The 26900-nt window shown below is 61.5% G+C and carries 28 protein-coding genes; 13 read left to right on the top strand and 15 right to left on the bottom strand.

Translation table 11 applies throughout. The annotated features are described in order from the left end of the window. Nucleotides 1–66: 66 nt before the first annotated feature. The 6 genes from AAFO92_RS19175 to AAFO92_RS19150 form a co-directional block, all read right to left on the bottom strand. Nucleotides 67–1272, bottom strand: coding sequence for an aromatic ring-hydroxylating dioxygenase subunit alpha (locus AAFO92_RS19175; protein WP_347537924.1), 1206 nt, complete (start codon nt 1270–1272; stop codon nt 67–69). After that, nucleotides 1269–3338, bottom strand: a complete 2070-nt coding sequence (locus AAFO92_RS19170) for an FAD-dependent oxidoreductase (protein ID WP_347537922.1) — start codon at nt 3336–3338, stop codon at nt 1269–1271. The genes AAFO92_RS19175 and AAFO92_RS19170 overlap by 4 nt, the downstream gene beginning before the upstream one ends. Nucleotides 3339–3401: 63 nt before the next feature. Further along, nucleotides 3402–4463 (bottom strand): extracellular solute-binding protein, encoded by a 1062-nt coding sequence (locus AAFO92_RS19165; protein WP_347537920.1) that lies wholly within the window; start codon nt 4461–4463, stop codon nt 3402–3404. A gap of 7 nt (nt 4464–4470) precedes the next feature. Further along, complete coding sequence (locus AAFO92_RS19160) at nt 4471–5580, bottom strand: ABC transporter ATP-binding protein (RefSeq protein WP_347537918.1); 1110 nt, start codon at nt 5578–5580, stop codon at nt 4471–4473. Nucleotides 5581–5587: 7 nt separating this feature from the next. After that, a complete protein-coding gene (locus AAFO92_RS19155) occupies nt 5588–6373 on the bottom strand; it encodes an ABC transporter permease (protein WP_347537916.1) in 786 nt (261 codons plus the stop codon). Continuing rightward, entirely contained in the window at nt 6370–7221 is an 852-nt protein-coding gene (locus AAFO92_RS19150) for an ABC transporter permease (RefSeq protein WP_347537914.1), read from the bottom strand. Before AAFO92_RS19150 ends, AAFO92_RS19155 begins: the two co-directional genes overlap by 4 nt. 142 nt (nt 7222–7363) lie before the next feature. Between AAFO92_RS19150 and AAFO92_RS19145 the strand changes: the two genes are divergently transcribed. Beyond that, nucleotides 7364–8014, top strand: a complete 651-nt coding sequence (locus tag AAFO92_RS19145) for a TetR family transcriptional regulator C-terminal domain-containing protein (protein WP_347537912.1) — start codon at nt 7364–7366, stop codon at nt 8012–8014. Between the two features lie 394 nt (nt 8015–8408). Here AAFO92_RS19145 and clpA read toward each other — a convergent pair whose 3' ends face one another. After that, nucleotides 8409–10742: an ATP-dependent Clp protease ATP-binding subunit ClpA gene (clpA, locus tag AAFO92_RS19140; RefSeq protein ID WP_347537910.1), complete on the bottom strand. Its 2334-nt coding sequence runs from the start codon at nt 10740–10742 to the stop codon at nt 8409–8411. A 156-nt stretch (nt 10743–10898) separates the two neighbouring features. Next, nucleotides 10899–11666 (bottom strand): hydroxyacylglutathione hydrolase, encoded by a 768-nt coding sequence (gene gloB, locus AAFO92_RS19135; RefSeq protein WP_347537908.1) that lies wholly within the window; start codon nt 11664–11666, stop codon nt 10899–10901. Nucleotides 11667–11727: 61 nt separating this feature from the next. Between gloB and AAFO92_RS19130 the strand changes: the two genes are divergently transcribed. After that, nucleotides 11728–12468, top strand: coding sequence for a methyltransferase domain-containing protein (locus AAFO92_RS19130; RefSeq protein WP_347537906.1), 741 nt, complete (start codon nt 11728–11730; stop codon nt 12466–12468). Nucleotides 12469–12791: 323 nt separating this feature from the next. Here the strand turns inward: AAFO92_RS19130 and AAFO92_RS19125 are convergent, their stop codons facing one another. Further along, nucleotides 12792–13967 carry a PatB family C-S lyase gene (locus AAFO92_RS19125; RefSeq protein ID WP_347537904.1) on the bottom strand — a complete coding sequence of 392 codons (1176 nt, stop codon included), beginning with the start codon at nt 13965–13967 and terminating at the stop codon, nt 12792–12794. Between the two features lie 95 nt (nt 13968–14062). On the opposite strand from AAFO92_RS19125, the gene def (AAFO92_RS19120) reads away from it, so the two are divergent. The 4 genes from def (AAFO92_RS19120) to AAFO92_RS19105 are packed head-to-tail and all read left to right on the top strand — an operon-like array spanning nt 14063 to nt 16229. Then, nucleotides 14063–14581 (top strand): peptide deformylase, encoded by a 519-nt coding sequence (gene def, locus AAFO92_RS19120; protein WP_347537903.1) that lies wholly within the window; start codon nt 14063–14065, stop codon nt 14579–14581. Next, nucleotides 14578–15069 carry a peptide deformylase gene (gene def / locus AAFO92_RS19115; RefSeq protein ID WP_347537901.1) on the top strand — a complete coding sequence of 164 codons (492 nt, stop codon included), beginning with the start codon at nt 14578–14580 and terminating at the stop codon, nt 15067–15069. The genes def (AAFO92_RS19120) and def (AAFO92_RS19115) overlap by 4 nt, the downstream gene beginning before the upstream one ends. Nucleotides 15070–15073: 4 nt before the next feature. Further along, nucleotides 15074–15982 (top strand): methionyl-tRNA formyltransferase, encoded by a 909-nt coding sequence (gene fmt / locus AAFO92_RS19110; RefSeq protein ID WP_347537899.1) that lies wholly within the window; start codon nt 15074–15076, stop codon nt 15980–15982. Nucleotides 15983–15992: 10 nt separating this feature from the next. Then, nucleotides 15993–16229, top strand: a complete 237-nt coding sequence (locus tag AAFO92_RS19105) for a hypothetical protein (RefSeq protein ID WP_347537897.1) — start codon at nt 15993–15995, stop codon at nt 16227–16229. Nucleotides 16230–16415: 186 nt separating this feature from the next. On the opposite strand, the gene AAFO92_RS19100 is transcribed toward AAFO92_RS19105, so the two are convergent. The 6 genes from AAFO92_RS19100 to AAFO92_RS19075 all read right to left on the bottom strand — a co-directional run bounded on the left by AAFO92_RS19100 (nt 16416) and on the right by AAFO92_RS19075 (nt 20704). Continuing rightward, on the bottom strand, nt 16416–17909 hold the full coding sequence (locus tag AAFO92_RS19100) for an aspartate aminotransferase family protein (protein ID WP_347537895.1): 1494 nt from the start codon (nt 17907–17909) through the stop codon (nt 16416–16418). 42 nt (nt 17910–17951) lie between these two features. Then, a complete protein-coding gene (locus AAFO92_RS19095; protein WP_347537894.1) occupies nt 17952–18095 on the bottom strand; it encodes a hypothetical protein in 144 nt (47 codons plus the stop codon). Then, nucleotides 18092–18715, bottom strand: a complete 624-nt coding sequence (locus AAFO92_RS19090; protein ID WP_347537892.1) for a trimeric intracellular cation channel family protein — start codon at nt 18713–18715, stop codon at nt 18092–18094. The genes AAFO92_RS19095 and AAFO92_RS19090 overlap by 4 nt, the downstream gene beginning before the upstream one ends. Continuing rightward, complete coding sequence (gene rnhA / locus AAFO92_RS19085; protein WP_347537890.1) at nt 18712–19188, bottom strand: ribonuclease HI; 477 nt, start codon at nt 19186–19188, stop codon at nt 18712–18714. The genes AAFO92_RS19090 and rnhA overlap by 4 nt, the downstream gene beginning before the upstream one ends. Beyond that, nucleotides 19181–19774 carry a class I SAM-dependent methyltransferase gene (locus AAFO92_RS19080; protein ID WP_347537888.1) on the bottom strand — a complete coding sequence of 198 codons (594 nt, stop codon included), beginning with the start codon at nt 19772–19774 and terminating at the stop codon, nt 19181–19183. The genes rnhA and AAFO92_RS19080 overlap by 8 nt, the downstream gene beginning before the upstream one ends. A gap of 318 nt (nt 19775–20092) precedes the next feature. After that, a complete protein-coding gene (locus AAFO92_RS19075) occupies nt 20093–20704 on the bottom strand; it encodes a LysE family translocator (RefSeq protein WP_347537886.1) in 612 nt (203 codons plus the stop codon). A gap of 397 nt (nt 20705–21101) precedes the next feature. Here AAFO92_RS19075 and phnD point away from each other — a divergent pair, with 397 nt between their 5' ends. The 7 genes from phnD to AAFO92_RS19040 all read left to right on the top strand — a co-directional run bounded on the left by phnD (nt 21102) and on the right by AAFO92_RS19040 (nt 26876). Continuing rightward, complete coding sequence (phnD, locus tag AAFO92_RS19070) at nt 21102–22079, top strand: phosphate/phosphite/phosphonate ABC transporter substrate-binding protein (RefSeq protein WP_347537884.1); 978 nt, start codon at nt 21102–21104, stop codon at nt 22077–22079. 78 nt (nt 22080–22157) lie between these two features. Beyond that, nucleotides 22158–22955 carry a phosphonate ABC transporter ATP-binding protein gene (gene phnC, locus AAFO92_RS19065; RefSeq protein ID WP_347537882.1) on the top strand — a complete coding sequence of 266 codons (798 nt, stop codon included), beginning with the start codon at nt 22158–22160 and terminating at the stop codon, nt 22953–22955. After that, a complete protein-coding gene (phnE, locus tag AAFO92_RS19060; RefSeq protein WP_347537880.1) occupies nt 22952–23764 on the top strand; it encodes a phosphonate ABC transporter, permease protein PhnE in 813 nt (270 codons plus the stop codon). Before phnC ends, phnE (AAFO92_RS19060) begins: the two co-directional genes overlap by 4 nt. After that, complete coding sequence (gene phnE / locus AAFO92_RS19055; protein ID WP_347537878.1) at nt 23764–24579, top strand: phosphonate ABC transporter, permease protein PhnE; 816 nt, start codon at nt 23764–23766, stop codon at nt 24577–24579. Before phnE (AAFO92_RS19060) ends, phnE (AAFO92_RS19055) begins: the two co-directional genes overlap by 1 nt. A 36-nt stretch (nt 24580–24615) precedes the next feature. Then, nucleotides 24616–24741: a hypothetical protein gene (locus tag AAFO92_RS19050; RefSeq protein WP_347537876.1), complete on the top strand. Its 126-nt coding sequence runs from the start codon at nt 24616–24618 to the stop codon at nt 24739–24741. Between the two features lie 71 nt (nt 24742–24812). Further along, nucleotides 24813–26213, top strand: coding sequence for a selenium-binding protein SBP56-related protein (locus AAFO92_RS19045; protein WP_347537874.1), 1401 nt, complete (start codon nt 24813–24815; stop codon nt 26211–26213). 3 nt (nt 26214–26216) lie between these two features. After that, nucleotides 26217–26876, top strand: coding sequence for a hypothetical protein (locus AAFO92_RS19040; RefSeq protein ID WP_347537872.1), 660 nt, complete (start codon nt 26217–26219; stop codon nt 26874–26876). Nucleotides 26877–26900 lie beyond the last annotated feature (24 nt).

The following is a 26900-nucleotide window of genomic DNA, read 5'->3' as shown; positions in this document are numbered from 1 at the left end:
GTCGCTTTCGATAGGATCGTCGCTGCTGCGGCCGCGGCGGCCACAGCGCAGGATGAGAAGCCCCGATCAGGCGGTGGCGATCATTTTCTTGTAATAGTCGTAGAAATCGTTGATCGCCCATTCCATCTCGGCCAGCGGGCCGGGCCGGAAGAAATGCGAATTCACGCCTGCCTGGTTGTGCCGGATGATCCTCTCGTCATCCTGCGACGTGACATGCCAGAGCCATGTCAGATCGTCGGTGTTGTAATCACGCCCTTCTTCCGCATCCTTGCGGACCATCCAGACCACGTGAATGTCGGTTTCCTGAACGTTTCGCGGGACAAAGCGGTAGCCGACCGCGTGGTCGGAATAGACCAGGAAGAAGTTCAGGATGCCAATGCTCACGTCGGTCGCGCCGCCATCGAAACCGGTCAGGGAGCCAAGCAGCGGCGCCAGCGGTTCACCATCGCGACTGCCGGTCTTGTAGCCCTCGAACAGCGGATAGCGGCGGTAATAGGCATCGGCGCCGGGTGCGATGGCATCGGGACCGGTCATGTTGAGCTCGACAGTGGGCAACCCGACGGCCGCGCTGCGTTCCTGCAGGGCGGGCATCAGGGCAGCCATCTGCTGTGGCGATTTCAGGGTGTGCGATCGCGCATATTCCTGGTGGGCCGGGGCGCAATGATAGCATTCAAGGTAGTTCTCCACCGCAAGCTTCCAGTTGGCGGGCACCGGGTAACGGGCCTCGTGCACAACCTTGAGATCCTCGAAGGCGAATGGCGCGGTCAGCGGCGCAAGCTGTTCCAGCGCCGTGGCCAGGGGTGGAGCGTCATCGCCGGGGCAGACAAGGATCATGCCCTGAAACACGATGACCTGCGCCGCCAGCAGGCCCCATTTCGCCGGATCGAAATCCGCCCCCATATCGCGCCCGGCCCGCAATTCGCCCGACAGCTCGTATGTCCAGGCGTGGTAGGGACAGACAAAGACACGCGCTTTGCCGGCCCCTTCGGTGCACACGCGCGACCCGCGATGGCGGCAGACATTCAGATGTGCGCGTATGTCACCCTGCCGGTCCCGCACGATGATCAGCGATTCAGTGCCGTAATCGAAAAGGAAGTAATCACCCGGTTCGGGGATCTGGCTTTCGTGCCCGACCCAGATCCAGTTGCGGTTCCAGACCTTGTCGATGTCATGGTCGAACATCGCCTGCGAGGTGTAGAACTCCCGCGGAAGGGCATAACCGGGCCTGTGTTTCGACATCAGGTCGTTCAAATCTCCGGGCCGCGATGTCATGACATACCTCCGTCCGTTAGAGCCGTGATTTCCCTGCGGAACCAGTCCCGCTCGATCTCTTGCTTGCTGCGTTCGAAATTGCGGGCGGCCATGTGGCCCGCATAGACCGCGTCCGCGATCAGCGCCGGACCGGCGGCATCGCCGATCAGTTCCAGCGTTTTCAGGCCCTTGTCCTTCAACGCGTCGTAAAGCGCGGTTTCACGCAGGCGTTCGGTGACCAGCAGGGCTGAATTGCATGCGATGTTCCGCCTACGCCCGGTAAAGCCACAAGAAATTTCCATTTCCCCGGCCCCGAGACCCGCCAGAACATGATTGCAGATGATTTCAACACCAAGCTCCATCAGGCGGGCCTGCACCCGGTGCAGTTCCAGCGTCAGCCCGGTAAAGCTGGAGACCAGGCCTTCGGGCGTCACCAGGATCACCTTGTGCCCGTCCTGTGCCAGTTTTTCGGCCAGAACCCCGGCGATATAGGCATGGTCGTCATCATAGATCGCGATGGTTTCGCCGGGCGGGGCTGCGCCGGCCATGATGTCATCGGGGGTCAGAATAGTGGCCGAGGCGTCGATCTGCGGCGGGGTGCGCAGCGTGTTGCGTCCGATGCCATCCCTGCGCCATCGGGAGCCGGTCGCGACAAACACGTTGCGGATGTCCAGTTCCAGAACCTCGTCCGCGTTCAACCGGCTTTCGGTGAAGATCTGGACATTTGCGCGCTGCCGCAGTTCGTTCAGGCGGTAATCGGCGACGCGTTTCCATGCGCCCAGGCCTGGCAAACCACTTTCGCGCAGCACCCGGCCCCCGGGCGCCTCTGCCGCCTCGGCAAGGGTTACCTGATAACCCCGCCGCGCAAGCTGCAGCGCGCATTCAAGGCCTGCGGGGCCCGCGCCGATCACCAGCGTTTCGTCCTCATCGCCTTTCGGCGCGATCTTCTCCGGGTGCCAGCCGCGCCGCCATTCCTCACCCATGGTCGGGTTCTGCGTGCAGCGGATGGGCACACCGGCAGTGTCGGCCATGACGCAGATATTGCAGCCGATACATTCGCGGATCTCGTCGATGCGGCCCTGTTCGATCTTCTGCGGCAGGAACGGATCGGCGATTGACGGGCGGGCCGCGCCGATCAGGTCAACCACGCCCTTGCGCACCATCGACACCATCATGTCGGGCGAGGTCAGCCGGCCGACGCCGACAACAGGTTTGCTGGTCACCGACTTGACGAACGAGATGTAGTCGTTCTGGTAGCCATCCTGCGGCTGGAACCGCGTGGTGACGGAATCATTGGCCCAGTTGGACACGTTCACGTCCCACAGATCGGGAAGCTCGGCCAGCATTTCGACGATGGCGCGGCCCTCTTCGGCGGCCTGCATACCATCCGCCCCCAACATCTCATCCACCGCAAACCGGAAAGCCACGGCGCAGGTATCGCCGACGGCTTCGCGGGTTTCTTCCAGCAATTCGCGGGTCAGCCGCACGCGGTTCTCAAGGCTGCCGCCATATTCGTCGCCACGCGCGTTCATGTGCGGCAGCATGAAATGCTGCGCAACGGTCATCTGGTGGCCGGCATAGACATAGATGATGTCGAAACCTGCATCGCGCGCGCGGATCGCGGCGTCGCGATGCCAGCGGCGCAGGTCGCGGATGTCGGATTTGTCCATCGCGCGGGCCTGCTTGGGGTGCGGGTAATCGACCGACATGTCCGAGGGTGCCAGCACCGGCGCGCGGCTGAAAAGGTTCTGCGCGTGGTTGCCGTTGTGCACCAGTTCGATGGCCGCCAGCGACCCCTTGTCATGCACCGCATCGGTCATCAGCCGCAGCGCGGGGATGTCGCGTTCATCCCACAACCTGTTCTCGGCAAAGGGCGACAGGTCCGATGTGGGGTGAATTTCGGTCTCCTGATTGCTGACGACCGCCCAGCCACCTTCGGCCTTCATCGCCCGCATCGCTGCTTCGGCCTGTGGCCTGACATGGCCCATGCCATTGCAATGGGGCACCTGGAAAAAGCGGTTGCGCGCGGTCACCGGCCCAATCCGGACCGGTTCGAACAGCACAGAATATTGCTTCGCCTCTGACATGAGAACGCCTTTTACTGGTTGGATGGCCCGGACCGTAGGCGGCCCGGGCGTTTGGTATCGGGTTCAGAAACCGGCCTTGATCCGCTCGAATTCTTTCAGCATCTTGGCTTCCAGCGCTGGTTCGACCGCGTCGAAGAACAGGCTGCCTTCGAAGAATACCTTGGGATCATCGAAGCCGTATTGCGCGATCAGATCCTGGTCGGAAACGGCAAACGCTTCGGCATTGGCGTGCGGGTATCCCCAGTTCTCGATGATGTATTTGCCGCTGGCCGCGTCGGATAGCGCGTTGAGGTGATCATAGATCTGATCGACGGGCGTGGTCGATGATTTCAGGTGGACGTAACCGCAGACCCAGGTGGCGATACCCTTGTCGACATCGCGCATCATCTTCGCGGGCGTCTCGTTCCAGATCAGGTTCAGTTCGGACTGGTTCCAGGCCCAGCCCATTTCCAACTCGCCGCTGGCCATCGCCTGGTCCATCTGGCCGGCATCGGACCAGTAGAAGCGGACATTCGGGTGGATTGACCGCAGGAAATCCGACGCCGCCTGAAACTGCTCGTCGCTCAGTTTGGTATAGTCGGTCGCGTTCCCCGTGGCGAGCGACGCCAGCGCATAGGCGCTTGAGGCCGCGTCGGGAATGGCGATCTTGCCCTGATAGGCCGGATCGGCCAGAAGTTGCAGGGAAATCTGGTCATCCGAGATCTTGTCGGTGCGGTAGATCAACCCGGTATTGCCCCATTCAAACGGCATCATGTAGACATTGCCGTCGATCACGATGCCATCGACATTCTTGATCTCTTCCAGCATCGCGTCCCAGTTGTTCAACCTGGCGGGGTCAAGCGGCTGGATCAGATCGGCCGCGACCCATTTGCGCACCGCGTCCGAACACGGGTGTGCCAGATCGGCCTGAAATCCCGATTGCAGCTTGGTAAAGGCTTCTTCCTGACTGCCGAAGAAAGTGTAGGTCGGCGCGGCGCCGTGTTTTTCCATGTAGGCGCCGAAAAAGCCCTGATCTTCGTAGCCGGACCAGTCAAAGACTTTCAACGCGGCCCCATCCGCCCAGGCACCCCCGGCGGTCACGATCGCCGATAGCGCGATTGCCCCCATCATTGTCGGTTTCATCATCTTCTCCCTATTGTGGTTTTGATTGACGTTGGCCCAGGTCGATGACCGAGGCGCTCTGCACACCCAGCCAGACCGGATCGCCGGGGCGATGGTCGACCGTGTGGAAATAGTTGGGCACCGAGGCGGCAATGGGCCGGTCAGCGCCCTCGACCTGAACGTGGTAGTGCACGTTCTCACCATAGAATGCCACATCGCGGATCTTGCCCGCGACCATGCTGTCATATCCTTCGGGTTTCTGCGCCGAGATCTCCAGTTGCTCGGGCCGGATGCCGATTTCGATCTCGCGCCCGGTTTGCACGACATTCGGGTTCTTCAGGATGTTCATCTCGCCGAAACAGGGGACCGAGATCTTCAGGCTGTCGCCGGTGTCCGCTTCGACACGGGCGGGCAGGAAGTTCATCTCGCCGATGAAGCTCGCGATGTCCTTGTTGCAAGGTTTGGCATAGAGCGTCGAGGGTTCATCGACCTGGACAAGGCGTCCTTCGAACATGACGCCGATCCGGTCAGACATGGTCATCGCCTCGTACTGGTCATGGGTGACCATCACGAAGGTGATCCCAAGTTCCCGTTGCAGATGCCGCATTTCGAACTGCATCTGTTCGCGCAGCTTCTTGTCGAGCGCCGACAGCGGTTCGTCGAGCAGCAGAACCTTGGGGCGCATCACGAGGGCCCGCGCCAGGGCCACCCGTTGCCGCTGACCGCCGGACAGTTCCGTTGCGCCGCGCTCTTGCAGCCCGCCGAGTTCGACCATCTCCAGCGCTTCGGTCACGCGGGTGTTGATCTCGGATTTCGAAATGCCGCGATGGCGCAAACCATAGGCGACGTTGTTGCCGACATTCAGGTGCGGAAAGATGGCGTAGCTTTGGAAGACCATGTTGGTCGGGCGGCTGTTGGCCGGGATGCCTGCCATGTCCTCACCGTCGATGATGACCTTTCCGGCGCTCGGTTCCTGGAAACCCGCGATCATGCGCAGGGCGGTCGTCTTGCCGCATCCCGACGGCCCGAGCAGCGAAAAGAATTCACCTTCGCGCAGGTCCAGATCAAGGTTCGAGACCGCGACGAATTTGCCAAACCGCTTTTCGATACCCTGAAGCTGGATGATGTTTTTCGTGGTCATGGGCGCCTCATATCGTCGACTTGCTGGAACGGCGGCGGAAGAATTCTGCGGCAACCAGAAGCGCCACCGACGCCAGCAGCAGCAAAGACCCGAGCGCGAGCGTGTTGGGCAGCTTTGCGGGGAACCGGATCTGGCTCCAGATGTAGACGGGCAGGGTGGGCTGATTGCCAGACAGGAAGAAAGCCAGAACGAATTCGTCGAAACTGACCGTGAAAGTGACCAGCAGGCTGGCCACGATACCCGGCGCCACGATCGGCAGGGTCACGCGCCGGAAGGTTTCGAACACGCTTGAGCCGAGGTCGAAAGCGGCTTCTTCAAGCGAGGGATCGAAATCGTCGAAGGCGGATTTCATGATCGAAACCGAAAACGGCAGCGCCAGGAATGTGTGCCCCAGCGTGACCGCGGTCAGCGACGGCTTGATACCGATCGAGATGAATAGCACAAGCATCGACGAGGCTACGATGATGCCCGGAATGACCAGCGGCAGCATGACGAGACCTTCCGAGGCCTGTTTGCCGCGAAACCTGTAGCGGACATAGGCGCGCGCCGCGAATAGCCCCATTGACGTGGCCAGAAGCGCGGCGACAAGCCCCACGATAAGGCTGTTCACCAGCGCCTGGATCAATGTCTCTTGGCCGCCCAGCTGGCGGTACCATTCCAGGGTCCAGCCCTTGATGGGAAAGGCCACGATGGTGCCCGCGTTGAAGGAAAAGAGCGGCAGGAACAGCACCGGCAGATAAAGAAAAACCAGGTACAGGAGGGCGTAGATTGCGAGGCCGGAGGGGCGGGTCATCTGATGCGCCTCCCCAAGCCGCTGGCTGACAGGACAAAGACGATTGCAACGAAGCCGACCGACATCATCGCCAGAAGCGAGAGTGTTGCCCCCAGGGGCCAGTTGTTGGCGGCGCCGAACTGCACCTGGATGAGGTTGGCGATCATCTTGCCGTCCGAGCCGCCCACCAATGACGGTGTCACGTAGTCACCCACCGTCGGGATGAAAATGATCAGGCAGGCGGCGATGATGCCCGGAATGGTCAGCGGCAGCGTTACGCGCAAGAAGCGCTGAACCGGCCCGTTTCCCAGATCGGTTGCCGCTTCCAGCAGGCTGGGGTCGATCTTCTGGATCGACACGTAGATCGGCAGGATCGCGAAGGGCGCCCATGCGTGGGCCAGTGTCAGCACCACGGCGAACTCGTTGTAGAGCAGAAAGGTCAGCGGTTCGTCGATCAGCCCGAGGCCCAGAAGCGCCGAGTTCAAGACACCATTGAACCCGAGCACAAGTTTCCAGGCAAAGACACGCAACAGATAGCTGGACCAGAAGGGTATGGTGATGAGCAACAGCCAGATGGTCTTCCGTCTTGCCCTGAGCGCGATGAAATAGGCGATCGGATAGGCCAGCAGGACCGTCGCAACCGTGACCGCCCCGGCGATGAGGATCGAACGCAGCATCAGGTGCCGCACAAGCGGGTCGGTCAGCGCCTCGCGGTAGTTGGCCAGTGTCAGGGTGCGGTCGACCGAAACGTAGGTCTGCGTCCAGAGCGAATAGGCGACGAGGATCGCGAGGGGTGCGGCCACAAGAAAGCCGACGTAGAGCGTCGCAGGCGCGCTCAATGTCATCCCCTTGGCTGCTTCGCTTCTCATGCGGCTGTACCCGGTCTTGTCGTTTATCTGCGCCTTGATTCTTAATGGACGATCGTCCATTAAGTATTGCCTCTTCATTTTGGTTGTGTCAAATATCTTTGTGCGATGGGTCGTTTCGACCCCCTGACAGGAGGCCGCCCGCTTGACCGCTGCAGACGCAGAGACAGAACCCGAAACCGCTAGAAAACCGGCGAAACGCGATCCGGAAACCAATCGGAGCGCGCTGATCAGGGCCACGCTTGATACGATTGCCGAGAGCGGGATCTCGGACACGACGGTCAGCAACATCATCCAGCGTGCGAAGCTCTCGCGTGGGATGATTCACCTGCATTTCGGTGGGAAAGAACAGCTTCTGGGGGCGGCGGCGGAAGCTTTCGGACAGCAGTATTACCGTGAACTTGACAGCTACGTCGCGCGGGCCGGTGACGATCCCGAAGCGATCGTCATGGCTGTCGTGCAGGCGGATCTCAGCGAAGGGGTGATGAACGAACGCTCCACCCGGATATGGCACGCTTTCCGCGGTGCGGCGCCGACTCACACGGACATCGCGCACTACAGCAGTACGAGAGACAAACGCCTGCGCGCCACGCTGCATGGTGCGTTCAAGACCATCGCCCGCGACTACGGCGAAGCGGGTGACTCCGTCCTGGCGCGGGACGCGACATTCGGCCTGCTGGTCATGCTGGAAGGCATGTGGGTGGATTACATGTCAAACGCGGATGCCTTTTCGCGCGAGGTTGCGACGTCGATCATCCGGCGCTTCATCAAGGGGCTGTTCCCGGATCACTTCTGATGGGTATTCCGGGATCGTCGAGCCGTTGCCCGCAGTGCCCGATATAGCTCTCGCACCCGTGGCCTCGCGTTCGGGATGTTTCTTGGTACTGTATCAACCGCCAAGTATCTCCGGGCCGGGCCAGATTTCGGGTTTACCAAGTGCTGCGTGCGTGTGTCACAAGGCACCATCCGTGATCAGGCCACTGACGGCGCGATACGCATCGGAAGCCCGGCGTTTCCTGGCCCAGATGACAAAATCTCTGATCTGAAAGCCGACAGAGCCGGACCATCGAAATGGTCCTTTGAAATGCCGATTGGATCATTGGCGCCGCCCCTCGGGCGGACCGGCATGCCTGTCCCGGCCTTGGCCGGGCAAGGTTGCGCAGCAGATTGCTGCGCAACTGATCTCAGGCTCAATCCGCGGTGAGAAGCGGCGGCTTCTTGCCAGCAAGGCGTGGGCGGTCCGGACCTTCGATCTTGAGGTCGATCTTGCCGGCCTTGACACCCACTTTCACGACGCCGCCTTTTGCCAACTTGCCAAACAGCAGCTCTTCGGCCAGCGGCTTCTTGATATGCTCCTGGATGACGCGGCCCAGCGGGCGCGCGCCCATCTTGTCGTCATATCCCTTGTCAGCCAGCCATTCGGCAGCAGGTGTCGTCAGTTCGATGGTCACGTTGCGATCCATCAACTGTGCCTCAAGCTGCAGTACGAATTTCTCGACCACCTGCAGGATGATCTCTTTGCCCAGCGGTGCGAAGGAGATCACCGCATCCAGACGATTGCGGAATTCAGGCGTGAAGGTGCGTTCGATTGCTGCGGTATCTTCGCCCTCGCGGCGGTCACGGCCAAAACCGATGGCCGATTTCGCCAGTTCCGACGCGCCGGCATTCGACGTCATGATCAGGACCACGTTGCGGAAATCGACGGTCCTGCCGTTATGGTCCGTCAGGCTGCCATGATCCATGACCTGCAGGAGGATGTTGAAAACATCCGGGTGCGCTTTTTCCAGCTCGTCCAGCAGCAGCACGCAATGCGGGTGCTGATCCACGCCATCGGTCAGCAGGCCACCCTGGTCGAAACCGACATAGCCCGGCGGTGCGCCGATCAGGCGCGACACGGCGTGTTTCTCCATGTATTCGGACATGTCGAACCGCAGCAGTTCGACACCCAGCGTATCCGCGAGTTGCTTGGCGACCTCGGTCTTGCCCACGCCGGTCGGCCCGGCGAAGAGGTAGTTGCCGATGGGTTTTTCCGGCTCGCGCAGACCGGCCCGTGCCAGCTTGATCGACGAACTGAGCGCCTCGATCGCGTTGTCCTGGCCGAAAACCACCCGCTTGAGCGATTTTTCGAGGTCCTTCAGAACTTCGGCATCGTCCTTCGAGACGTTCTTCGGAGGGATCCGCGCGATCTTGGCCACGACCTCCTCGATCTCTTTCGCGCCGATATTCTTGCGCCGCTTCGATGCCGCCACCAGGTGCTGGGCGGCACCGGCCTCGTCGATCACGTCAATGGCCTTGTCGGGCAGTTTGCGATCGTTGATGTAGCGCGCCGACAGTTCGACCGCGCTCTTGATCGCATCGGCGGTGTATTTGACGGCGTGATGTTCCTCGAAATAGGGTTTCAGTCCCTTGAGGATCTTTACCGTGTCTTCAACCGTCGGTTCGACCACGTCGATTTTCTGGAACCGGCGCGACAGGGCGCGGTCTTTCTCGAAATGCTGACGGAATTCCTTGAAGGTGGTCGACCCCATGCAACGAAGCTTGCCGCCCTGCAAGGCCGGTTTCAGCAGGTTCGACGCATCCATCGCTCCACCGGAGGTGGCACCCGCGCCGATCACCGTATGAATTTCGTCGATGAACAGAACCGCATCGGGGTGGTCTTCCAATTCGGTCACGACCGCCTTCAGGCGCTCTTCGAAATCGCCGCGATAGCGCGTGCCGGCCAACAACGCGCCCATGTCAAGCGAGTAAATCGTGGTGCGTGACAGGACATCGGGGGTTTCGCCCTGAACCACCTTGTGTGCCAAGCCTTCGGCAATCGCGGTTTTGCCGACGCCGGGGTCACCCACCAGCAGCGGGTTGTTCTTGCGCCGGCGGCAAAGCACCTGAATGCAGCGCTCAACCTCGTGCGAGCGGCCGATCAGCGGATCGACATCGCCACGGCGGGATTTCTCATTCAGGTCCACACAGTATTTCGCGAGGGCGGATTCGCCAGCCTCAACCGCATCCGTCTCGGTCGAAGATTGCGTGTTATCCTGGCTTTCATCGGCGGCGCCGGTAACTGGACGGGTTTCGCCATAGGCAGGATCCTTCGCCACGCCATGGGCGATGAAATTGACCGCGTCATAACGGGTCATGTCCTGCGCCTGCAGGAAATACGCAGCGTTCGATTCGCGTTCAGCAAAGATGGCGACCAGCACATTGGCGCCGGTTACCTCGGTCCGGCCCGACGACTGGACGTGGATCGCCGCGCGCTGGATGACACGCTGGAAGGCTGCCGTGGGCACCGCTTCGGAGCCTTCGATATCGGTCACCAGGTTCGACAGGTCGTCGTCGATGAATTCTACCAGCGTGCCGCGCAAATCCTCTGTGTCGACGCTGCATGCCTTGAGGACACGGGTTGCGTCAGGTTCGTCTATCAGGGCCAGAAGCAGATGTTCCAGCGTGGCGAATTCGTGCTGGCGGGCGTTGGCCAGTGCCAAAGCCGCGTGAATTGCCTGTTCCAGCGTATTCGAGAATGAAGGCACGTTTGGTGCTCCTTCTGATCTGGGTCGGGTCCTCTGCCCCTGACCATGGCCTCATAACATTAAAGTTTGGTCGATATCGTGTGCGCTTCAAGGCTTTTTTGGCACAACGCGGTCACTTTTCCTGACATTGTTGAGGAATTACGCAGGCTTGGTGTGTCAAAAACAATCTTTGCGTGTGCGGATTTCTGCAAAGACGTCGGCGGGGTCCGCCCCCTGCATTCCCAGCTGGGCCTGAATGTCGGGGTCGGTCGTGCGCAGGAAAGGGTTGGTGGCCAATTCCTCGGCGAGCGTTGAGGGAACAGTCGGCCGACCCTGCGCACGCGCGTCGCCAACTGCGGATGCCCTGGATATAAGGGCAGCATTTGACGGATCAACCGTCAGGGCGAATTTGGCGTTCGTCTGGGTGTATTCGTGGCCGGAATAGACGATGGTTTCCGGTGGCAGCGCGCAGAGTTTCTGCAAGCTGGCCCACATCTGCGGCATCGTCCCCTCGAACACCCGCCCGCAACCTAGGGCCATCAGACTGTCGGCGGTGAAAACCGCGTTGCTCTGGGGGAAGTGAAAGGCGACGTGGCCGACCGTGTGGCCCGATACGTCGATGACATGTCCCTGATCTTTGCCGAGCGAAATCGTGTCACCTTCTTTCACCGCGACATCCAGCGGTGGCAGGCGGTGCGCGTCCGCCCCAGCCCCGATGACCTGGGCGGGCGCAGCGGCAAGCAGTTCGGCCAGGCCGTCGACATGATCGGCATGATGGTGGGTGATCAGCACCTGGCTCAGCGTCCAGCCCTTTTCGTCTAGCGCCCGCAGGATCGGCCCCGCCTCGGGAACATCGATCGCCGCTGTCTCGCCCGTGGCGGGATCATGGGCCAGATAGGCGTAGTTGTCCGACAGGCACGGGATGGTCAGGATTTCTAGTGTCACGGTGTTTTTCCCTTAGCCGAATATGTTAACGTCAGAGTGACCGATCACGGGCCGGGCTGCAATGCACCTAGATGTACAGGATCTACGAAATTTCTACTATCGCAGTGCGCTAGGGCGCGCGGCGCAGAAAACCATACGCGCCGAAGTCTCGCGGATCTGGCCCGAGGCAAAGGGTCAGACCGTGGCGGGGTACGGTTTCGCGGTGCCGTTCCTGCGACCCTACCTGTCGGATGCCCGGCGGGTTCTGGCGTTGATGCCTGCGCCGCAGGGCGTCATTGGCTGGCCGTCGGACGGCCCCAACGTATCCGTGCTTTGCGAGGAAACCTGGTGGCCGCTTGAAACCGGTCATGTCGACAAGCTGCTGGTCATTCACGGGCTCGAGGCCAGCGAACAGCCCACCGCCCTGCTCGAGGAGTGCTGGCGGGTTCTGGGGCCGGGCGGCTCGGCCCTGTTCGTGGTGCCCAACCGTGCCGGCCTGTGGTCGCGCAGCGACCGGACGCCGTTCGGGTCCGGCCGCCCCTACAGTCAGGGACAGTTGGAAAGCCAGCTGAAATCGCTTGATTTCATGCCGGTCAAACACGCACATGCGCTCTATCAGCCGCCGTCCGAGCGTCGGTTCTGGCGCAAGACCGCGGGGATGTGGGAAAGCCTGGGCGGGAAGCTGTCCGTCGTTGCCGCGGGCGGTGTTCTGCTGGTCGAGGCGACCAAGCGGGTGCAGGCCTCCAGCGGGTCGGGCCTGCGCGAAACCGTGCGTAAACCGCTGGAAGCGCTGCGCCCCAAACCCGAGGCCAAGCCGGTCTGAGACTTGTTATGTCCCCGTGTGAGTTATGCGGGCGGCGAAGTTTGCTGGTAAAAAGGGCGGCTACGACGGCTCCGAGCCGTGAGTGGTCAGGCAACGCGAGCCGCGCGATGGCCAGACCGCGGGGTGGCGAACAAACTTGGTTCGGCGCTGTTTATCCCCGCCAAATCCGACAATGCCCTGAAGGATGTGGCAACATCACCCGATCGCCAGCCGGGGGGCGGTTTGGCGATCGCGCGGCGGCCTGCGGCCTTGACACCGCGCGGGGGCACCCAACCGAACGGCCGTTTTGTCCGCATAGGGAACTTTGTTTGACCGGTACCAGCCTATTGCAGATCGGAGAATGCCGCTTGCAGGCGTTCGACGGCCTCAAGAACCCGGGCGCGCGTAGTGCCGATATTGAAACGCAGGAAGTTTTCGCCGCCGGTGCCGAAATCGGCCCCGATCGAGGGTGCGATGCGGGCGTCTTGCCGGACGCGGCGGATCACCTCGCCCATCTCCATGCCGGTATTGGTAAAATCCAGCCAGCTGAGATAGGTCGATTGCATCGGCATCGGGGTGACGCCGGGAATCTCGGAGGTGCCTGCCAGAAAGAGGCGGCTGTTTTCGGCAACATACGTCCTCAACTCATCCACCCAGGCAGCGCCGCGCGCTGAATAGGCAGCCTCGGTCAGGACAAGGCCCAGAAGGTTCGGCTGTATGTTGAGGCCAGTGAGAACGGCACTGAACTTCGCGCGCAACCCATCGTCGGGGATCGTGATCGTGCCCAGCCTTGTACCGGCGACATTGAAGGTCTTGGAGGCCGAAGTCAGCATGACCAGACGGTTCGTCACCGACGGTGCGGCAACGGGGATCGGCACATAGGTTTCGCCGGGATAGGTCAGATCGTTATGTACGTCGTCCGAAAGCAATATCAGATCATGGCGCGCACAGAATTCGGCCAGCGCCTGCAATTCGCCCGCGGTCCAGATGCGCCCGGCCGGGTTATGCGGCGAACAGAATAACAGCACCTTTTCGCGCCCGGTCATCGAATCCCCAAGCGCATCGAGATCCATGTGGTAAACGCCGTCGCGGATGACCAGCGGGCTTTCGTGCACGGTGCGGCCGGCATTTGCCACCTTCTTTGCGAATTCGTGGTAGACCGGCGTGAAAATGATAACTTCATCTCCCGGTTGGGTGAAGGCCTGCAGGCAGAGCGCGATGCCATTGCCAAGACCATAGGTCGAAGACATCGACGCGGGGTCTGCGGCCCAGCCATGGCGGGTCTGCATCCACCAGGCGATCCGCTCCTTGAGGCTGTCTTCGCCGATGAAATACCCGTAATTGGCCCTTTCAACCAACCCGTGTACGGCCTCCTGAAGGAAATCGGGCGCCTCGAAATCCATGTCGGCAATCCACATCGGGATACCGTCCTCGGCGGACACGCCGACCGACGGCGCACCCATCATGTCCCATTTGGTGCAATTCGTGCCGCGGCGGTCGATGATCTGATCGAAATTCATGGGAAACTCCTTGGGGGTCGGGGCGCACGCTAGCGGATTGTACATCGAGCGCAAGGGGCGTTGCAGATTACCCGCACATGGCCTAAATCACCCCCATGAAACTGCCCATTCTCATCCACCCGGATCCACGCCTGAAGAAGATGTGCGCCCCCGTCGACGACCTGTCGGACGAGCTGCGCACGCTGGCCGGGGACATGCTGGAGACGATGTACGACGCGCCGGGCATTGGCCTTGCTGCACCGCAGGTGGGCGTTCTCAGCCGCCTGATCGTTCTGGATTGCATCAAGGAAGAAGACGAAACACCGCGCCCGATGGTGATGTTCAACCCCGAGATCGTCGCTGCGTCCGATGAAAAGAATGTCTACGAGGAGGGGTGCCTTTCGATCCCCGATCAGTTTGCCGAAATCAAGCGCCCCAAGGTTGTGGATGTCCGCTGGATCGGCATGGACGGGAACGAACATTCCGAGACTTTCGATGGCCTCTGGGCCACCTGTGTTCAGCACGAGATCGATCACCTGAACGGCAAGCTATTCATTGATTACCTGGGCGCGATGAAGCGGCAGCTGATAACGCGCAAGATGCAGAAGCTGAAGCGCGAGAAGGCCCGCGCGTGACTGTCAGGCCCTGTTTGCCTTGGCCCGACAAGCGGTTGCGCAGCCCTGCGGAAACGGTTGCCACCATCACCGACGAGATACATGCGATCTGGGATGACATGATCGACACGATGGAGGCGATGCCGGGCGTGGGCCTTGCCGCCGTGCAGATCGGCGTGATGCGGCGGCTCGCCGTGGTTGATGCAAGCGAAACGCGGGGGCAGGTGGTGCGCATGGCCAATCCGGAAGTGATTCACGCGAGTATCGAAACACGCGAACATACCGAGGCCAGCCCCAACCTGCCCGGTGTTTCGGCCCGGATCAAACGCCCCCGGGCGGTGACTGTCAGGTTTCTGAACGAGGCGGGTGAGATCGAAGAGCGCGATTTCGTCAAGCTGTGGGCGACCAGCGTGCAGCATCAGATAGATCACCTTGCCGGGCGGATGTATTTCGACCGTCTCAGCAAGGTCAAACGCGACATGCTGATCCGCAAGGCACGGAAGGTCTGAGGCGATGCGCATCGTTTTCATGGGATCGCCCGAGTTTTCCGTACCCGCGCTCGACGCGCTGGTCGGGGCCGGGCACGAGATCGCCTGTGTCTACTGCCAGCCGCCGCGTCCGGCGGGCCGTGGCAAGAATGACCGGCCGACGCCGGTCGAGACCCGCGCGTGGGAGCTGGGATTGCCGGTGCGCCATCCGGTCACGCTGAAAGACCCCTATGAACAACAGGCGTTCGCGGCGCTCAACGCCGACCTTGCGGTGGTCGTCGCATACGGGCTGATCCTGCCGCAGCCGGTGCTGGACGCGCCCGCACTCGGGTGCCTGAACATCCACGCGTCGCTCCTGCCGCGCTGGCGTGGCGCGGCACCGATTCACCGCGCCATCATGGCAGGCGATACCGAAACCGGCATCTGCATCATGCAGATGGAAGCAGGGCTCGATACCGGGCCGGTGCTGCTGCGCAAGGCGGTAACAATCGGTCAAACGGAAACGACGGGCGAATTGCATGACCGGCTGTCGGCTCTGGGGGCCGAGGCGATCGTGGATGCGCTTTCCCGACTGGACAGGCTGACCCCCGAGCCGCAGCCGGAGGCGGGGGTGAGCTATGCCGCCAAGATCGACAAATCCGAAGCCCGGATTGACTGGTCGCGCCCCTCGGATCAGATCGTGCGGCAGATCAACGGGTTGTCGCCCTTTCCCGGCGCATGGGCCATGGCGGGCGGAGAAAGGCTCAAGTTTCTGAGGGCCTCTGTTGCCAAGGCCGATGCCGCGCCCGGAGAGATACAGGCGACGGACCGGACGCTCTATGTGGGTACCGGTGACGGCGCGATTGCGGTAACCTCGCTTCAGCGCGAGGGACGCAAAGCGGCGGACACCGCCGAGGTGATGCGCGGCTGGTCTCCTCCCGCCTGTCTTGACTAGGGAGAGCTTCATGTTTCCAGTGCTGATCGGAACCGTGGTGATTGCCGGGATCGTCGGCTATGTCAGCGAGAAATCGGGTTTCACGCATAACGGCTACCTGCAATCCATCATCATCTGCGTGGGCGGGGCGTTCCTGTTCTATTTCGTGCGGATCATGTTCGGGATCCGCTTCGGAACACCGGGCTTCGACGCGATCCTGTCCTCGATCGGCGCGCTGGTGATCGTGCCGACCCACTGGCGCCGTTGAAGCAACCAGAGCGTCACGCTGGAATTTTCGACCGCTGGTCGCTCTGGCCCCCATCGGGGCAAGCAATCAGGCATGAGGCTTCTGGCTCTTTGAGCCCACGACACCCGTTCCTGCAAACGGACTGATCAGCACAGGCGCGCGCCAGACCTGCGGGCAACCCTGCTCCGTTCCTCTGGTTGGCTGCGATCAGTCTGTTGTCGCTGCGCCCATTCCTTCGCCACAGGTCAACACAGCACCGACCCGGGATACTTCTTGAACCAGCAAGTCAAGATCCTCGCGCTTGGTGCGATGGTTGCAGATTGCCACGCGCAGGCAGTGATGCCCGGCAACAGAGGTGTCGGAAACGGCGGCGATGCCGGTTTCCTGCATTCGCAGCATGATTTCCGTGTTCAGTTCACGCAGTTCGGCCTCCTGCAGCGCACCTGGATCGAAACGGAAACAGACGATGTTAAGCGTCGTCGGTGCCATCATCTGCAGGTTTGGCGCGCGTTCGATCAAGCCGCTGAGATAGTGGGCCTGCGCGATGTTCTGGTCAATCAACCGGCCAAACTTCTCGGTGCCGTGCTCCTTCAGCGTCAGCCAGATTTTCAGTGCCCGGAACGCGCGGGAAGTCTGAAGATTGTAATCATGCAGATATTCGCCGGCCGCGATGCCACGCGGTTTTTCCTCAAGATATTCAGGGTGGACGGCAAATGTGTTCCGGTGGGTGTTTGCGTCCCGGACCAGTGCACAACCGGCTTCAAAGGGCACATGCAACCATTTGTGGGGGTCAAGAGCCATTGAGTCGGCCGTTTCCAGCCCGCGCACCAAGCGCCCGTTCTCCGGGGCAATGGCGGCCAGCGCGCCGATGCAGCCATCCACATGGAACCAAAGCCCTTCCTTTCGGCAAAGCGCGCCAATCTCGGGCAGGTCATCGATGGCGCCGGTGTTTACCGTGCCGGCGGTCGCGATGACGCAGGCTGGACGATGACCGGCTTTGCGGTCCTCGGCAATCATGTCTTGCAAGGCGCTGACATCCATCCGGAAATCCGGCCCCGTGGGTACCCGGCGCAAAGCCCTGTTGCCCAGTCCCAGAAGCTCCACGGCCTTCTGATGGCAACTATGGGCCTGTTCGGAGCCATAGTAGCGCAGTTGCTGCGGCATGGCGGCAACCCCTTCGGCGCGAACGTCGATGCCTGCCATTGCAGTGCGCGCGGCGGTCAGCCCGATGATATTGGCCATGGAACCGCCACTGACCAATGTTCCCCCGGCGCTTTCGGGAAAGCCGGTCATCTGTTTCAGCCAATCCACGACCTGCAGGTCCATCAGGGCCGCGGCGTTGTTCCCGCCGCCAAGGTTGGAGCCGTCGACGGCCGCGATGAACTCGGCCAAAGCACCGCTGAAGCTACCCGCCCCCATGAACCACATCCAGAACCGCGGATGGATGTTTCCCATCGGGTAGGGCATGAGCAGTTCCTGAAGTTCCCTGTAGACATCCGGAAGCGGTTGCGGCCGTTCTGGCGTCGGACTTGCAAAGGCTTTTCTGACCTGCTCGGGCATCTCGCGCCAGACCGGGCGGTCGCGCACGTCCCGAATATGGGCAATCGCGTCGTCAATGACCTGATGCGCCAGACCCTGCAGCCCGTCCCAGTCGCAGGGGTCCAGTGTCTCTTCGGTCGGATTCGCAACCTGCTCGTTCATCTCTGTCCCCCCAGCAGCCTTAACCACTTACTTTGTTAACGGTCACAGCAGTTTGGAGGCAAGATAGAACATTCCAGATGCGTGGCCGCCAGCGGCCCGAATGGCGGCTTGGCAGATCAGATGGTTGCCTGAACTCGCCGCCTTGATGGCGGCTTGTTCCGCCATGTTGCCCTCGTGCTTCTTCATTGCCGGGGTGGCCGGCTCTTGTAGACGGGCAGTTTCCAGCCAAAGATGATTGACCCCGCGCGCAGGGCCCAGGTAACGATAGCGCAGGTCAGCAGGACCGGCGTCGTCAGGTGGGTGAACTGCATCGCCAGCAGACCCGCCAGAGCGCCGCCAAGGGCTGCGGTCACGTAAAGCTCGCCCTGTTTCAGGACCAGCGGCACCTGGTTGGCGACCACATCGCGCAGCAGCCCGCCCAGGCATCCCGTTGTCACCCCCATCATCACCAGAACCGGCCCGGGCTGCAGCGTCATCATCGCGGCGGCCATCCCGGCGGGCACGGCGACGGCCAGCGCAAAACTGTCCAGCCAGACCAGCCAGCGATAGCGGCTTTCGACCAGATGCGCGGTGAAGTAGATGAACACCGCTGCGCCCAGAGCGATGAAGATGTAGGTGGGATTGCCGATCCAGAATACCGGATTGCGGTCCAGCAGCACGTCGCGCACCGTGCCGCCGCCCACCGCCGTGATCGACGCCATGAAGGCAAAGCCGACGATGTCTAACTGCGCCCGGCTGGCTACCAGCGCGCCCGTCAGGGCGAATATCAGCACCGCGGCATAATCGAGCAATACCAGCGGGCTCATTGCTCGGCCTTTTTGGACTTGGCTGGCTTGAACGGCGCCATGCCCGCGCGGGCCAGTTCATCCGCGCGTTCGTTTTCAGGGTGGCCGGCATGGCCCTTTACCCATTCCCAGGTCACGTCGTGGCGGGCCTGAGCCGCATCCAGCCGCTGCCACAGCTCGGCATTCTTCACCGGTTTCCTGTTCGAGGTCTTCCAGCCGTTGCGCTTCCAGCCGTGAATCCATCCGGTGACGCCGTTCTTGACATAGGCGCTGTCTGTCACGACCGTGATCGCGCTGGACCGCTCAAGCGTTTCCAACGCGTGGATCGCCGCCAGCAGCTCCATCCGGTTGTTGGTGGTCTCGGCCTCGCCGCCCTGCAGCTCGCGCTGCTTGACGATTCTGTCGCCGTCCATCGCCCGCATCAGCACACCCCAGCCCCCCGGGCCGGGATTGCCCGAACAGGCCCCGTCGGTATAGGCAAGCAGTTTAACCATGTGCGGTAATCGCCACCCAATCTGCCACCACCCCATCCAGGCCCTTTTCGCGGCCGGTTGTGCTGGAAAAGGGCGTGAAACCGGCATCCTGCAACAGGCCGGTCAACTCTTCGGCGGTGTAATACGTATAAAGCCTGCCCAGCTTGTCGCGCTGTTCGCCGGTGCCTGTTTTCATGCCGATGTGGAACATGCCCCCGGGACGCAGAAGCTCGCGCAGCGTGACAAGGTGGCGGGGCATGTCGGCGCGGGGGGCGTGCAGCAGGCTGAAATTTGCCCAGATACCGTCATAGAGGTTGCTGCCGGTGAGGTCATCGAACGTGGCAAGCCAGGCACGGACCCCGGCATGTCGGCCCGCCAGATCAACCATCGCCTGCGCGGCATCGGTCGCATTCACAATCAGGCCGGCCTGAGCCATCTGCGCCGCAGCCGCGCCCGGACCACAGCCCAGGTCCAGGACATGCGCGCCGGTGGGCAGCGCGTTGATAAAGGTCGTCAATGAGGGATCCTTATCCGCATCCGAGGTCATGGCGGCATAGTCTGTTGCCATGTCGCCATAAACCCTGAGGGTTTCCAAGTCGCCGGTCATAGGAATGCTCCCGTTGCTAGGCAGGTCCGCACACCGGGCGTCAGTGGAATCCGCGGGCGCGTCCACCATGCCGGGGCCAGGCCGTAGTGCCAGAAAAGCCGGCCAAGGCCAAGTAATCCGATGAAACCCACCATCAGCAGGAACAGGGCTTCAGCTGGCTGCATTCCAGCGCCGAATACATGCCCGCGGTGGTGACGAAAGCCCGTCGCGCCGGAACATTTGAGGTTACGTTCAGCCCCGATGGGACAAGTGCGCACAGGACAAATCGGATCAACCCCGCCGGCCACAGCAACAGCGGCGCGTGGGGAATGGAGTATGTCACGCCTTCTCAAGCGCCAGGCGCGCGCCAAGTGCTGCAAAGAGCGCGGCAAAACTGCGATTCAGCCATCGCATCGCCGCATCCGAGGATAAGAGACGGCTGCGCAGTGTCGCGGCGAAGACCCCGTATGTGACGAAAACCACCAGTGTCAGCCCCATGAAGACGGCACCCAGCCCCAGCAACTCGGCCGTGGCAGTGGCGGGATCACCCGACAGGAACGGCGGCAGCAGGGCCAGGAAAAAGACCGACAGCTTCGGGTTCAGGATGTTGATGAGCGCCCCGCGCCAGGCAATGCGCCACCCGCGCTGCGCCGTGGGGCAGGCCTCGACCGACAGCGCGCCACCGGATCTGATCGCCTGCCAGGCGAGGTAGAGCAAGTACGCCACGCCCGCGAATTTTACCACCTGGAAGAGCAGGGCGGAGATATGCAGCAGCGCGGCCAGCCCCAGCGTTGCCGCCAGGATATGCGGGACAATGCCGAGCGTGCAGCCGAGCGCAGCATAGATGCTGGCCCGCCATCCCCGGCCAAATGCGATGGCCAGCGTATAGATGACGCCAGTGCCGGGGATCAGAACGACCACAAGCGCGGTAAGCAGGAATTGCAATGACATGGGGTCGTCCTTGTATTCTTCGGATGGGCAAGGGGCCATAGCCCGGCAATGGTGTCAACCCGCTGTGCCGCTCTTGTCCCATTTGATTGGCCGGGCGGCGCAACCGGCGTCTCCACCGGATGCGGTGCGGCCGAACAGTCTTGTCGTGGCGCGAATACAGTCACCTTGCTGTCAAGAATGTCTGGTGTGGTGTCCGCATCGCCTGCGCGTGCCGCAGGCGATCTTTGTCAGCAAGGCAGTGTGTGGCGTTCCTAATCTGGTTGTATTGTCCTTGCCATGTGTTGATGATGATCCGTGAAGGGGTTGGTCTGTATTGCACGACAGCAAACGGGGACGACTTTTTCTTTGTTAATCGGGGCAATCGAAACTAGCCTCATTCGAAAGGAGAGGAGATCAAATGCATATCTTGTCGAAATTTCTGTCCGGCGCCGCCTGCGCCTTTTGCCTGTCGCTGACCGCCGCGCCGGCGGCGGCTCAGAATTGCCCGCGCGGCGATCTGGATGAACGGTTCTGCGATGCCGACGGCGATCTGATTGCCGACATTCCCGCGGATGCAAGCCAGCTGATCGATCCGGACACGCTGATCTTTGCCTACACACCGGTCGAGGATCCGGCTGTCTACAAGGAAGCCTGGTCGGATTTCCTGACCCATCTGGAAAACGAAACCGGCAAGAGCGTCATGTTCTTCCCGGTTCAGAACAACGCGGCCCAGATCGAGGCAATGCGCTCGGGGCGGCTGCATATTGCAGGTTTCAACACCGGGTCCAACCCGCTGGCGGTGAACTGTGCCGGGTTCCGCCCGTTCACGATCATGGCGGGCGAGGATGGCAGCTTTGGCTACGAGATGGAAATCCTGACCTATCCGGGATCGGGAATCGAAAAGGTCGAGGACATCAAGGGCGGGCAGCTGGCCTTCACCTCGCCCACGTCCAATTCGGGTTTCAAGGCACCGTCGGCGATCCTGAAGGCGGATTACGACATGCTGCCCGATCGCGATTTCGAACCGGTCTATTCCGGCAAACATGACAATTCCATCCTCGGTGTCGCCAACAAGGACTATCCGGCGGCATCAATCGCCAATTCGGTGCTGGCGCGCATGCTGAAACGCGATGTGGTCAAAGCCGACCAGCTGGTGTCGATCTACAAGTCTCAGACCTTCCCGACGACCGGCTACGGTGTGGTTCATAACCTCACGCCCGAGCTGCAGGACAAGATCAGAAACGCCTTCTTCAGCTTTGACTGGGCCGGGACCAGCCTTGAGGAAGAGTTCAGCAAGAACGGCGAGGCGCAGTTCATCGAGATCACCTACAAGGATTACTGGGAAGTGATCCGCAAGATCGACGCTGCCAATGACGTCAGCTACGCGTGTCAATAGGCGCTACTGAAACCGGGAAAGGGGCGGCAAGAACAGGCCGCCCTTTTCCACACGAGAATAATGGGTGGGAGGGCTTTCATGCTGCGGCTTGAAAAGCTGGTGAAGACCTACAAGACCGGGGACCAGGCGCTGAAGTCGGTCGACCTTGAGGTGCCCGAGGGCCAGGTTCTGGCGCTGATCGGTCCGTCGGGGGCGGGAAAGTCAACGCTGATCCGCTGCATCAACCGGCTGGTCGAGCCGACATCGGGCAATGTCTATCTGGGCGACGTGGACCTGACGGGACTGTCCTCGGGGGCGCTGCGCCGCGAACGCCGCCGCATGGGAATGATCTTTCAGGAATATGCGCTGGTCGAGCGCCTGACCGTCATGGAGAACGTGCTGTCGGGCCGGTTGGGATATGTCGGTTTCTGGCGAAGTTTTTTGCGCAAATACCCTCAGTCCGACGTGGACGAGGCGTTTCGCCTGCTGGATCGCGTGGGCCTTCTGGACATGGCCGACAAGCGGGCGGATGAACTTTCCGGCGGGCAGCGGCAGCGCGTGGGTATCTGCCGAGCCCTGATCCAGAACCCCGCGTTGCTGTTGGTGGACGAACCCACCGCGTCGCTCGATCCGAAGACCTCGCGCCAGATCATGCGGCTAATCTGCGAGCTGTGCAAGGAACGCGGGCTGGCCGCGATCATCAACATCCATGACGTGGCGCTGGCGCAAATGTTCGTGCAGCGGGTGATCGGCCTGCGGTTTGGCGCCATCGAATTCGACGGCCCGCCCGATGCGCTGACGCCCGATGTGCTGACGACAATCTATGGCGAGGAGGACTGGGAAGCGACGATCGAAAAGGTCGATGACGAGGATGACGACGTGGAGGCGGCGGAATGAGCGCCGGTCTGGAGGCGATGGTCGGCCGCCCGTGGCGGAAACCGCCCTTCATCCAACGCCGGTGGTTGCGCTGGGTTCTGGTCATTGGTGGCGCCTGTTACCTGCTGGCCGCGGTTCTGACTATCGAGGTCAACTGGGCGCGGGTCTACGAGGGGCTCGAGCGTGGCAAACAGTTCATCCTGGCCTTTACCAGCCCCGATTTCGTTTCGCGTTCGGGCGACATCTGGGACGGGATGCTGGAAAGCATCATCATGACCATCGCGGCCTCGGTCGTGGGGATCGGCATCTCGATCCCCATCGCGCTGGGGGCGGCGCGCAACATAGCCCCCCTGCCGGTCTACCTGCTCTGCCGCGGGATCATCGCCATCAGCCGCGCGCTGCAGGAGATCATCGTCGCGATCCTGCTGGTGGCGATTTTCGGCTTTGGTCCGCTTGCCGGTTTCCTGACGCTCAGTTTCGCCACCATCGGGTTCCTGTCGAAACTGCTGGCCGAGGATATCGAAAGCATGGACCGGGTGCAGGCCGAGGCGATCAAGGCATCGGGCGCCGGCTGGCTGCAGTGGATCAATTACGGGGTGCAGCCGCAGGTGATGCCGCGCCTGATCGGGCTGTCGATGTACCGGATCGACATCAATTTCCGCGAAAGCGCCATCCTGGGCCTGGTCGGGGCCGGCGGGATCGGTGCCACGCTGAATACCTCGTTCGATCGCTATGAATACGATACCGCCGCGGCCATCCTGCTGCTGATTATCGGCATCGTCATGGCGTTGGAATACCTCTCGGGTATCATTCGCGAGAGGGTACAGTAATGCCGGTTCAGGACGTGAGGGACCAGAAGGTCTGGCAGCGCAGAACGGGTCGGGAAACGCTGGCCCACTGGGTGCTCTGGTTGATCGGAATCGCCGGCTTTGCCTATTGCTGGCAACAGATATCGGCAGCCACCACGTGGTTTTTCGTCTGGGATGCGCCCAATATCGCCGGGGATATCTGGCGCCGTGCGACGCCGCCGAAATGGGAATATATCACCCAGCTGGGCAAACCGATCTGGGACACGATCAACATCGCCACGCTGGGCACGATCATCGCGTTGCTGCTGGCGGTTCCGGTGGCCTTTCTGGCGGCACGCAACACCACGCCGTCGTCGCTGTTCATCCGTCCCGTGGCGCTGCTGATCATCGTCTCGACACGCTCGATCAATTCACTGATCTGGGCGCTCCTGCTGATCGCCATCATCGGGCCTGGGGTATTCGCGGGCGTGATCGCGATTGCCATCCGGTCCATCGGTTTTTGCGCCAAGCTGCTCTACGAGGCGATCGAAGAGATCGACCACACCCAGGTCGAGGCGATCACCGCCACCGGCGCGTCGCGCTGGCAGGTGATGGCCTATGGAATCGTGCCACAGATCCTGCCCGCCTTTGCCGGCATCGCGGTTTTCCGCTGGGATATCAACATCCGCGAATCCACGGTTCTGGGCCTGGTCGGGGCTGGCGGCATCGGGCTGCAATTATCCGCGTCGCTCAACATTCTGGCCTGGCCGCAGGTCGCCCTGATCCTGCTGGTCATCCTGCTTGCCGTTGTGATCTCGGAATGGGTGTCCGCCAAGGTTCGCGGTGCGATCATCTAGCGGTGTGAAGGGCAATAATCGCTGACACGGAACGTGATGGATGATGCCCCGATGCCGGATGCGGCAAAAAGCCAATGGTTTTCCCGGCACTTGACCATTTCCGGGACGGCATTCTGCCATCGGCTGGTCACGGGAGAAAAAATTCAATTGTCTGACATTTGATTCTGTGCAAATTTTCAAGAGGCGGCCTTAGAAAAACCAGTCAATTACGGCCGCCAGGGAGGATGCATATCATGAATTTGAGACCAGACCCGACATTCCACGCAACCCCGAAGCTGGCCATGAAAGCGCCGGCGGAAACGCTGGCGTTTACCCTGATGCTGAGCCCCGACGGCTCGCAACCCGATGGCCTGGCGGTGATCGATGTCGATCCGAAATCGAAATCCTACGGCAAGATCCTGCAAAGCCTTTTCATGCCCAACAAGGGCGATGAATTTCACCATTTCGGCTGGAATGCGTGTTCGTCCGCCTTGTCGCCGCTGACAGGTCACGCGTTCCTGGAGCGGCGCTATCTGATCATTCCCGGCATCCGGTCCAGCCGGATTTACGTCATTGATGTCAAGGAACCGCTCAAGGCCAAGATCCACAAGATCATCGAGCCGGAGGAGCTGTTTGAAAAGACCGGCTATTCGCGGCCGCACACGATCCATTGCGGCCCCGAGGGGATCTATGTTTCGACCTTGGGCGGTGGCGGCAAGGACGGCACCGATGGCCCGCCGGGGATCTTCATCATGGATTGTGAAACCTTCGACATTTTGGGCCGCTACGAAATGGATCGCGGCGTTCAGGACAAACACTACGATTTCTGGTGGAACCTTCCGCGCGACTACATGGTCAGCTCGGAATGGGCCTTGCCGCCGCAGTTCGAAAACGGTGTCGTCCCCGAGGACCTTCTGTCCAACAAATACGGTCATTCGATTCATTTCTGGGATCTGCGCGGGCGCAAGAACGTCCAGACGATCGACCTTGGTGAAAATCACCAGATGGCGCTTGAGATCCGCCCGGCGCATGACCCCGCCAAGGAACACGGGTTCTGCGGGGTGGTGGTGGATACGACCAATCTGCAGGGCTCGATCTTTACCTGGTGGCGCAAGGCGGATGGCAGTTTCGAGGCCAAGAAGACCATCACCATAGATCCGGTGCCCGCGGCCAAGGACGATCTGCCGCCGCTGCTGCAGGGGTTCGAGGCGGTGCCGCCGCTGGTCACGGATATCGACCTGAGCCTGGATGACAGGTTCCTCTATGTGTCCTGCTGGGGCCTGGGCGAGATGCACCAATACGATGTCTCAGATCCGATGAAACCCAAGCTTACCGGCAAGGTCGAACTGGGGGGCATTGTCGCCAATCACAAACACCCCAACGGCAAGAGTTTTGGCTACGGCCCGCAGATGGTCGAGATCAGCCGCGACGGCAAGCGGGTCTACTGGACCAACTCGCTCTATTCCACCTGGGATGACCAGTTCTATCCCGGCGACCGCGGGGCGGCGATGGTCATGGCGCACGCCGACGCCAAGGGCGGCCTGACGCTGGACAAGGACTTCTGGGTCGACTTCCCCGAAGGCTATCGCAGCCACCAGATCCGCCTTGAGGGCGGCGATTGCTCAACCGACAGCTTCTGCTATCCGTCTGTCTGACGCGTGGAGGCATTGAGCACGACAACGGCCCTGTGGTGGGCCGTTGTGGCGTCGGGGATCTATCACGGGGTCAACCCGGGTATGGGCTGGCCGCTGGCCGTATCCTCGGCATTGATGGAGCGGCACTACGGCGGTCTTTACCGAGCGTTGCTGGCGCTGGCGGCGGGACACCTGTTGGCGATGGTGGTTATCCTGCTGCCGTTTGCGGCGCTGTTGTTTCTGGTCGAATGGCAGCAGCAGATTCAGATCGGTGCCGCCTGCCTGGTGATTGCGCTTGGCCTCTACCTGCTGTTCAAGCGCCGCCACCCGCGGTTTCTGGCACGGGTGCCGCCGGGGCGCCTTGCGCTGTGGTCGTTCCTGGTGGCGATGGCCCATGGCGCCGGCTTGATGCTGGTGCCGATCTACCTGGGCATTTGCGGCACATTGGACGATGATGCCGGTCACGCCGCGGCCTATGATCTGATGCAAAGCGATGCCGGGGTCGCGCTGGCCGTCGCCCTGACGCATACGATCGCGATGGCAGGTACCGGCGGGGCGATCGCGGTGGGCGTCTATCACTGGCTGGGCCTGAAATTCCTTTCGAAAGGCTGGTTCAACCTGGATCTCGTCTGGGCGCTGAGCCTGATCTTCGTGGGTGCCGTCGCGTTGCTGAGCCTGCACTGACGATCTTATTCGCCCGAGTCCCGA

This window comes from Roseovarius sp. CAU 1744 (assembly GCF_039839345.1).
Taxonomy (GTDB): domain Bacteria; phylum Pseudomonadota; class Alphaproteobacteria; order Rhodobacterales; family Rhodobacteraceae; genus Roseovarius.
The sequence above is the reverse complement of the archived record's forward strand: the minus strand, read 5'-3'. Positions and strand labels throughout refer to the sequence as shown.

Excerpts from the sequence above, each read along its gene's own strand:
- AAFO92_RS19075 (WP_347537886.1), bottom strand. The coding sequence starts at position 20,704 with ATGTCATTGCAATTCCTGCTTACCGCGCTTGTGGTCGTTCTGATCCCC.
- AAFO92_RS19130 (WP_347537906.1), top strand. The coding sequence starts at position 11,728 with ATGCACCTAGATGTACAGGATCTACGAAATTTCTACTATCGCAGTGCG.
- fmt (WP_347537899.1), top strand. The coding sequence starts at position 15,074 with ATGCGCATCGTTTTCATGGGATCGCCCGAGTTTTCCGTACCCGCGCTC.
- AAFO92_RS19155 (WP_347537916.1), bottom strand. The coding sequence starts at position 6,373 with ATGACCCGCCCCTCCGGCCTCGCAATCTACGCCCTCCTGTACCTGGTT.
- phnE (WP_347537880.1), top strand. The coding sequence starts at position 22,952 with ATGAGCGCCGGTCTGGAGGCGATGGTCGGCCGCCCGTGGCGGAAACCG.
- rnhA (WP_347537890.1), bottom strand. The coding sequence starts at position 19,188 with ATGGTTAAACTGCTTGCCTATACCGACGGGGCCTGTTCGGGCAATCCC.
- phnC (WP_347537882.1), top strand. The coding sequence starts at position 22,158 with ATGCTGCGGCTTGAAAAGCTGGTGAAGACCTACAAGACCGGGGACCAG.
- AAFO92_RS19160 (WP_347537918.1), bottom strand. The coding sequence starts at position 5,580 with ATGACCACGAAAAACATCATCCAGCTTCAGGGTATCGAAAAGCGGTTT.
- AAFO92_RS19150 (WP_347537914.1), bottom strand. The coding sequence starts at position 7,221 with ATGAGAAGCGAAGCAGCCAAGGGGATGACATTGAGCGCGCCTGCGACG.
- AAFO92_RS19170 (WP_347537922.1), bottom strand. The coding sequence starts at position 3,338 with ATGTCAGAGGCGAAGCAATATTCTGTGCTGTTCGAACCGGTCCGGATT.
- phnD (WP_347537884.1), top strand. The coding sequence starts at position 21,102 with ATGCATATCTTGTCGAAATTTCTGTCCGGCGCCGCCTGCGCCTTTTGC.
- AAFO92_RS19100 (WP_347537895.1), bottom strand. The coding sequence starts at position 17,909 with ATGAACGAGCAGGTTGCGAATCCGACCGAAGAGACACTGGACCCCTGC.
- AAFO92_RS19080 (WP_347537888.1), bottom strand. The coding sequence starts at position 19,774 with ATGACCGGCGACTTGGAAACCCTCAGGGTTTATGGCGACATGGCAACA.
- def (WP_347537903.1), top strand. The coding sequence starts at position 14,063 with ATGAAACTGCCCATTCTCATCCACCCGGATCCACGCCTGAAGAAGATG.
- AAFO92_RS19050 (WP_347537876.1), top strand. The coding sequence starts at position 24,616 with ATGGATGATGCCCCGATGCCGGATGCGGCAAAAAGCCAATGGTTTTCC.
- AAFO92_RS19090 (WP_347537892.1), bottom strand. The coding sequence starts at position 18,715 with ATGAGCCCGCTGGTATTGCTCGATTATGCCGCGGTGCTGATATTCGCC.
- AAFO92_RS19105 (WP_347537897.1), top strand. The coding sequence starts at position 15,993 with ATGTTTCCAGTGCTGATCGGAACCGTGGTGATTGCCGGGATCGTCGGC.
- AAFO92_RS19125 (WP_347537904.1), bottom strand. The coding sequence starts at position 13,967 with ATGAATTTCGATCAGATCATCGACCGCCGCGGCACGAATTGCACCAAA.
- AAFO92_RS19095 (WP_347537894.1), bottom strand. The coding sequence starts at position 18,095 with ATGAAGAAGCACGAGGGCAACATGGCGGAACAAGCCGCCATCAAGGCG.
- AAFO92_RS19045 (WP_347537874.1), top strand. The coding sequence starts at position 24,813 with ATGAATTTGAGACCAGACCCGACATTCCACGCAACCCCGAAGCTGGCC.
- AAFO92_RS19165 (WP_347537920.1), bottom strand. The coding sequence starts at position 4,463 with ATGATGAAACCGACAATGATGGGGGCAATCGCGCTATCGGCGATCGTG.
- AAFO92_RS19175 (WP_347537924.1), bottom strand. The coding sequence starts at position 1,272 with ATGACATCGCGGCCCGGAGATTTGAACGACCTGATGTCGAAACACAGG.
- phnE (WP_347537878.1), top strand. The coding sequence starts at position 23,764 with ATGCCGGTTCAGGACGTGAGGGACCAGAAGGTCTGGCAGCGCAGAACG.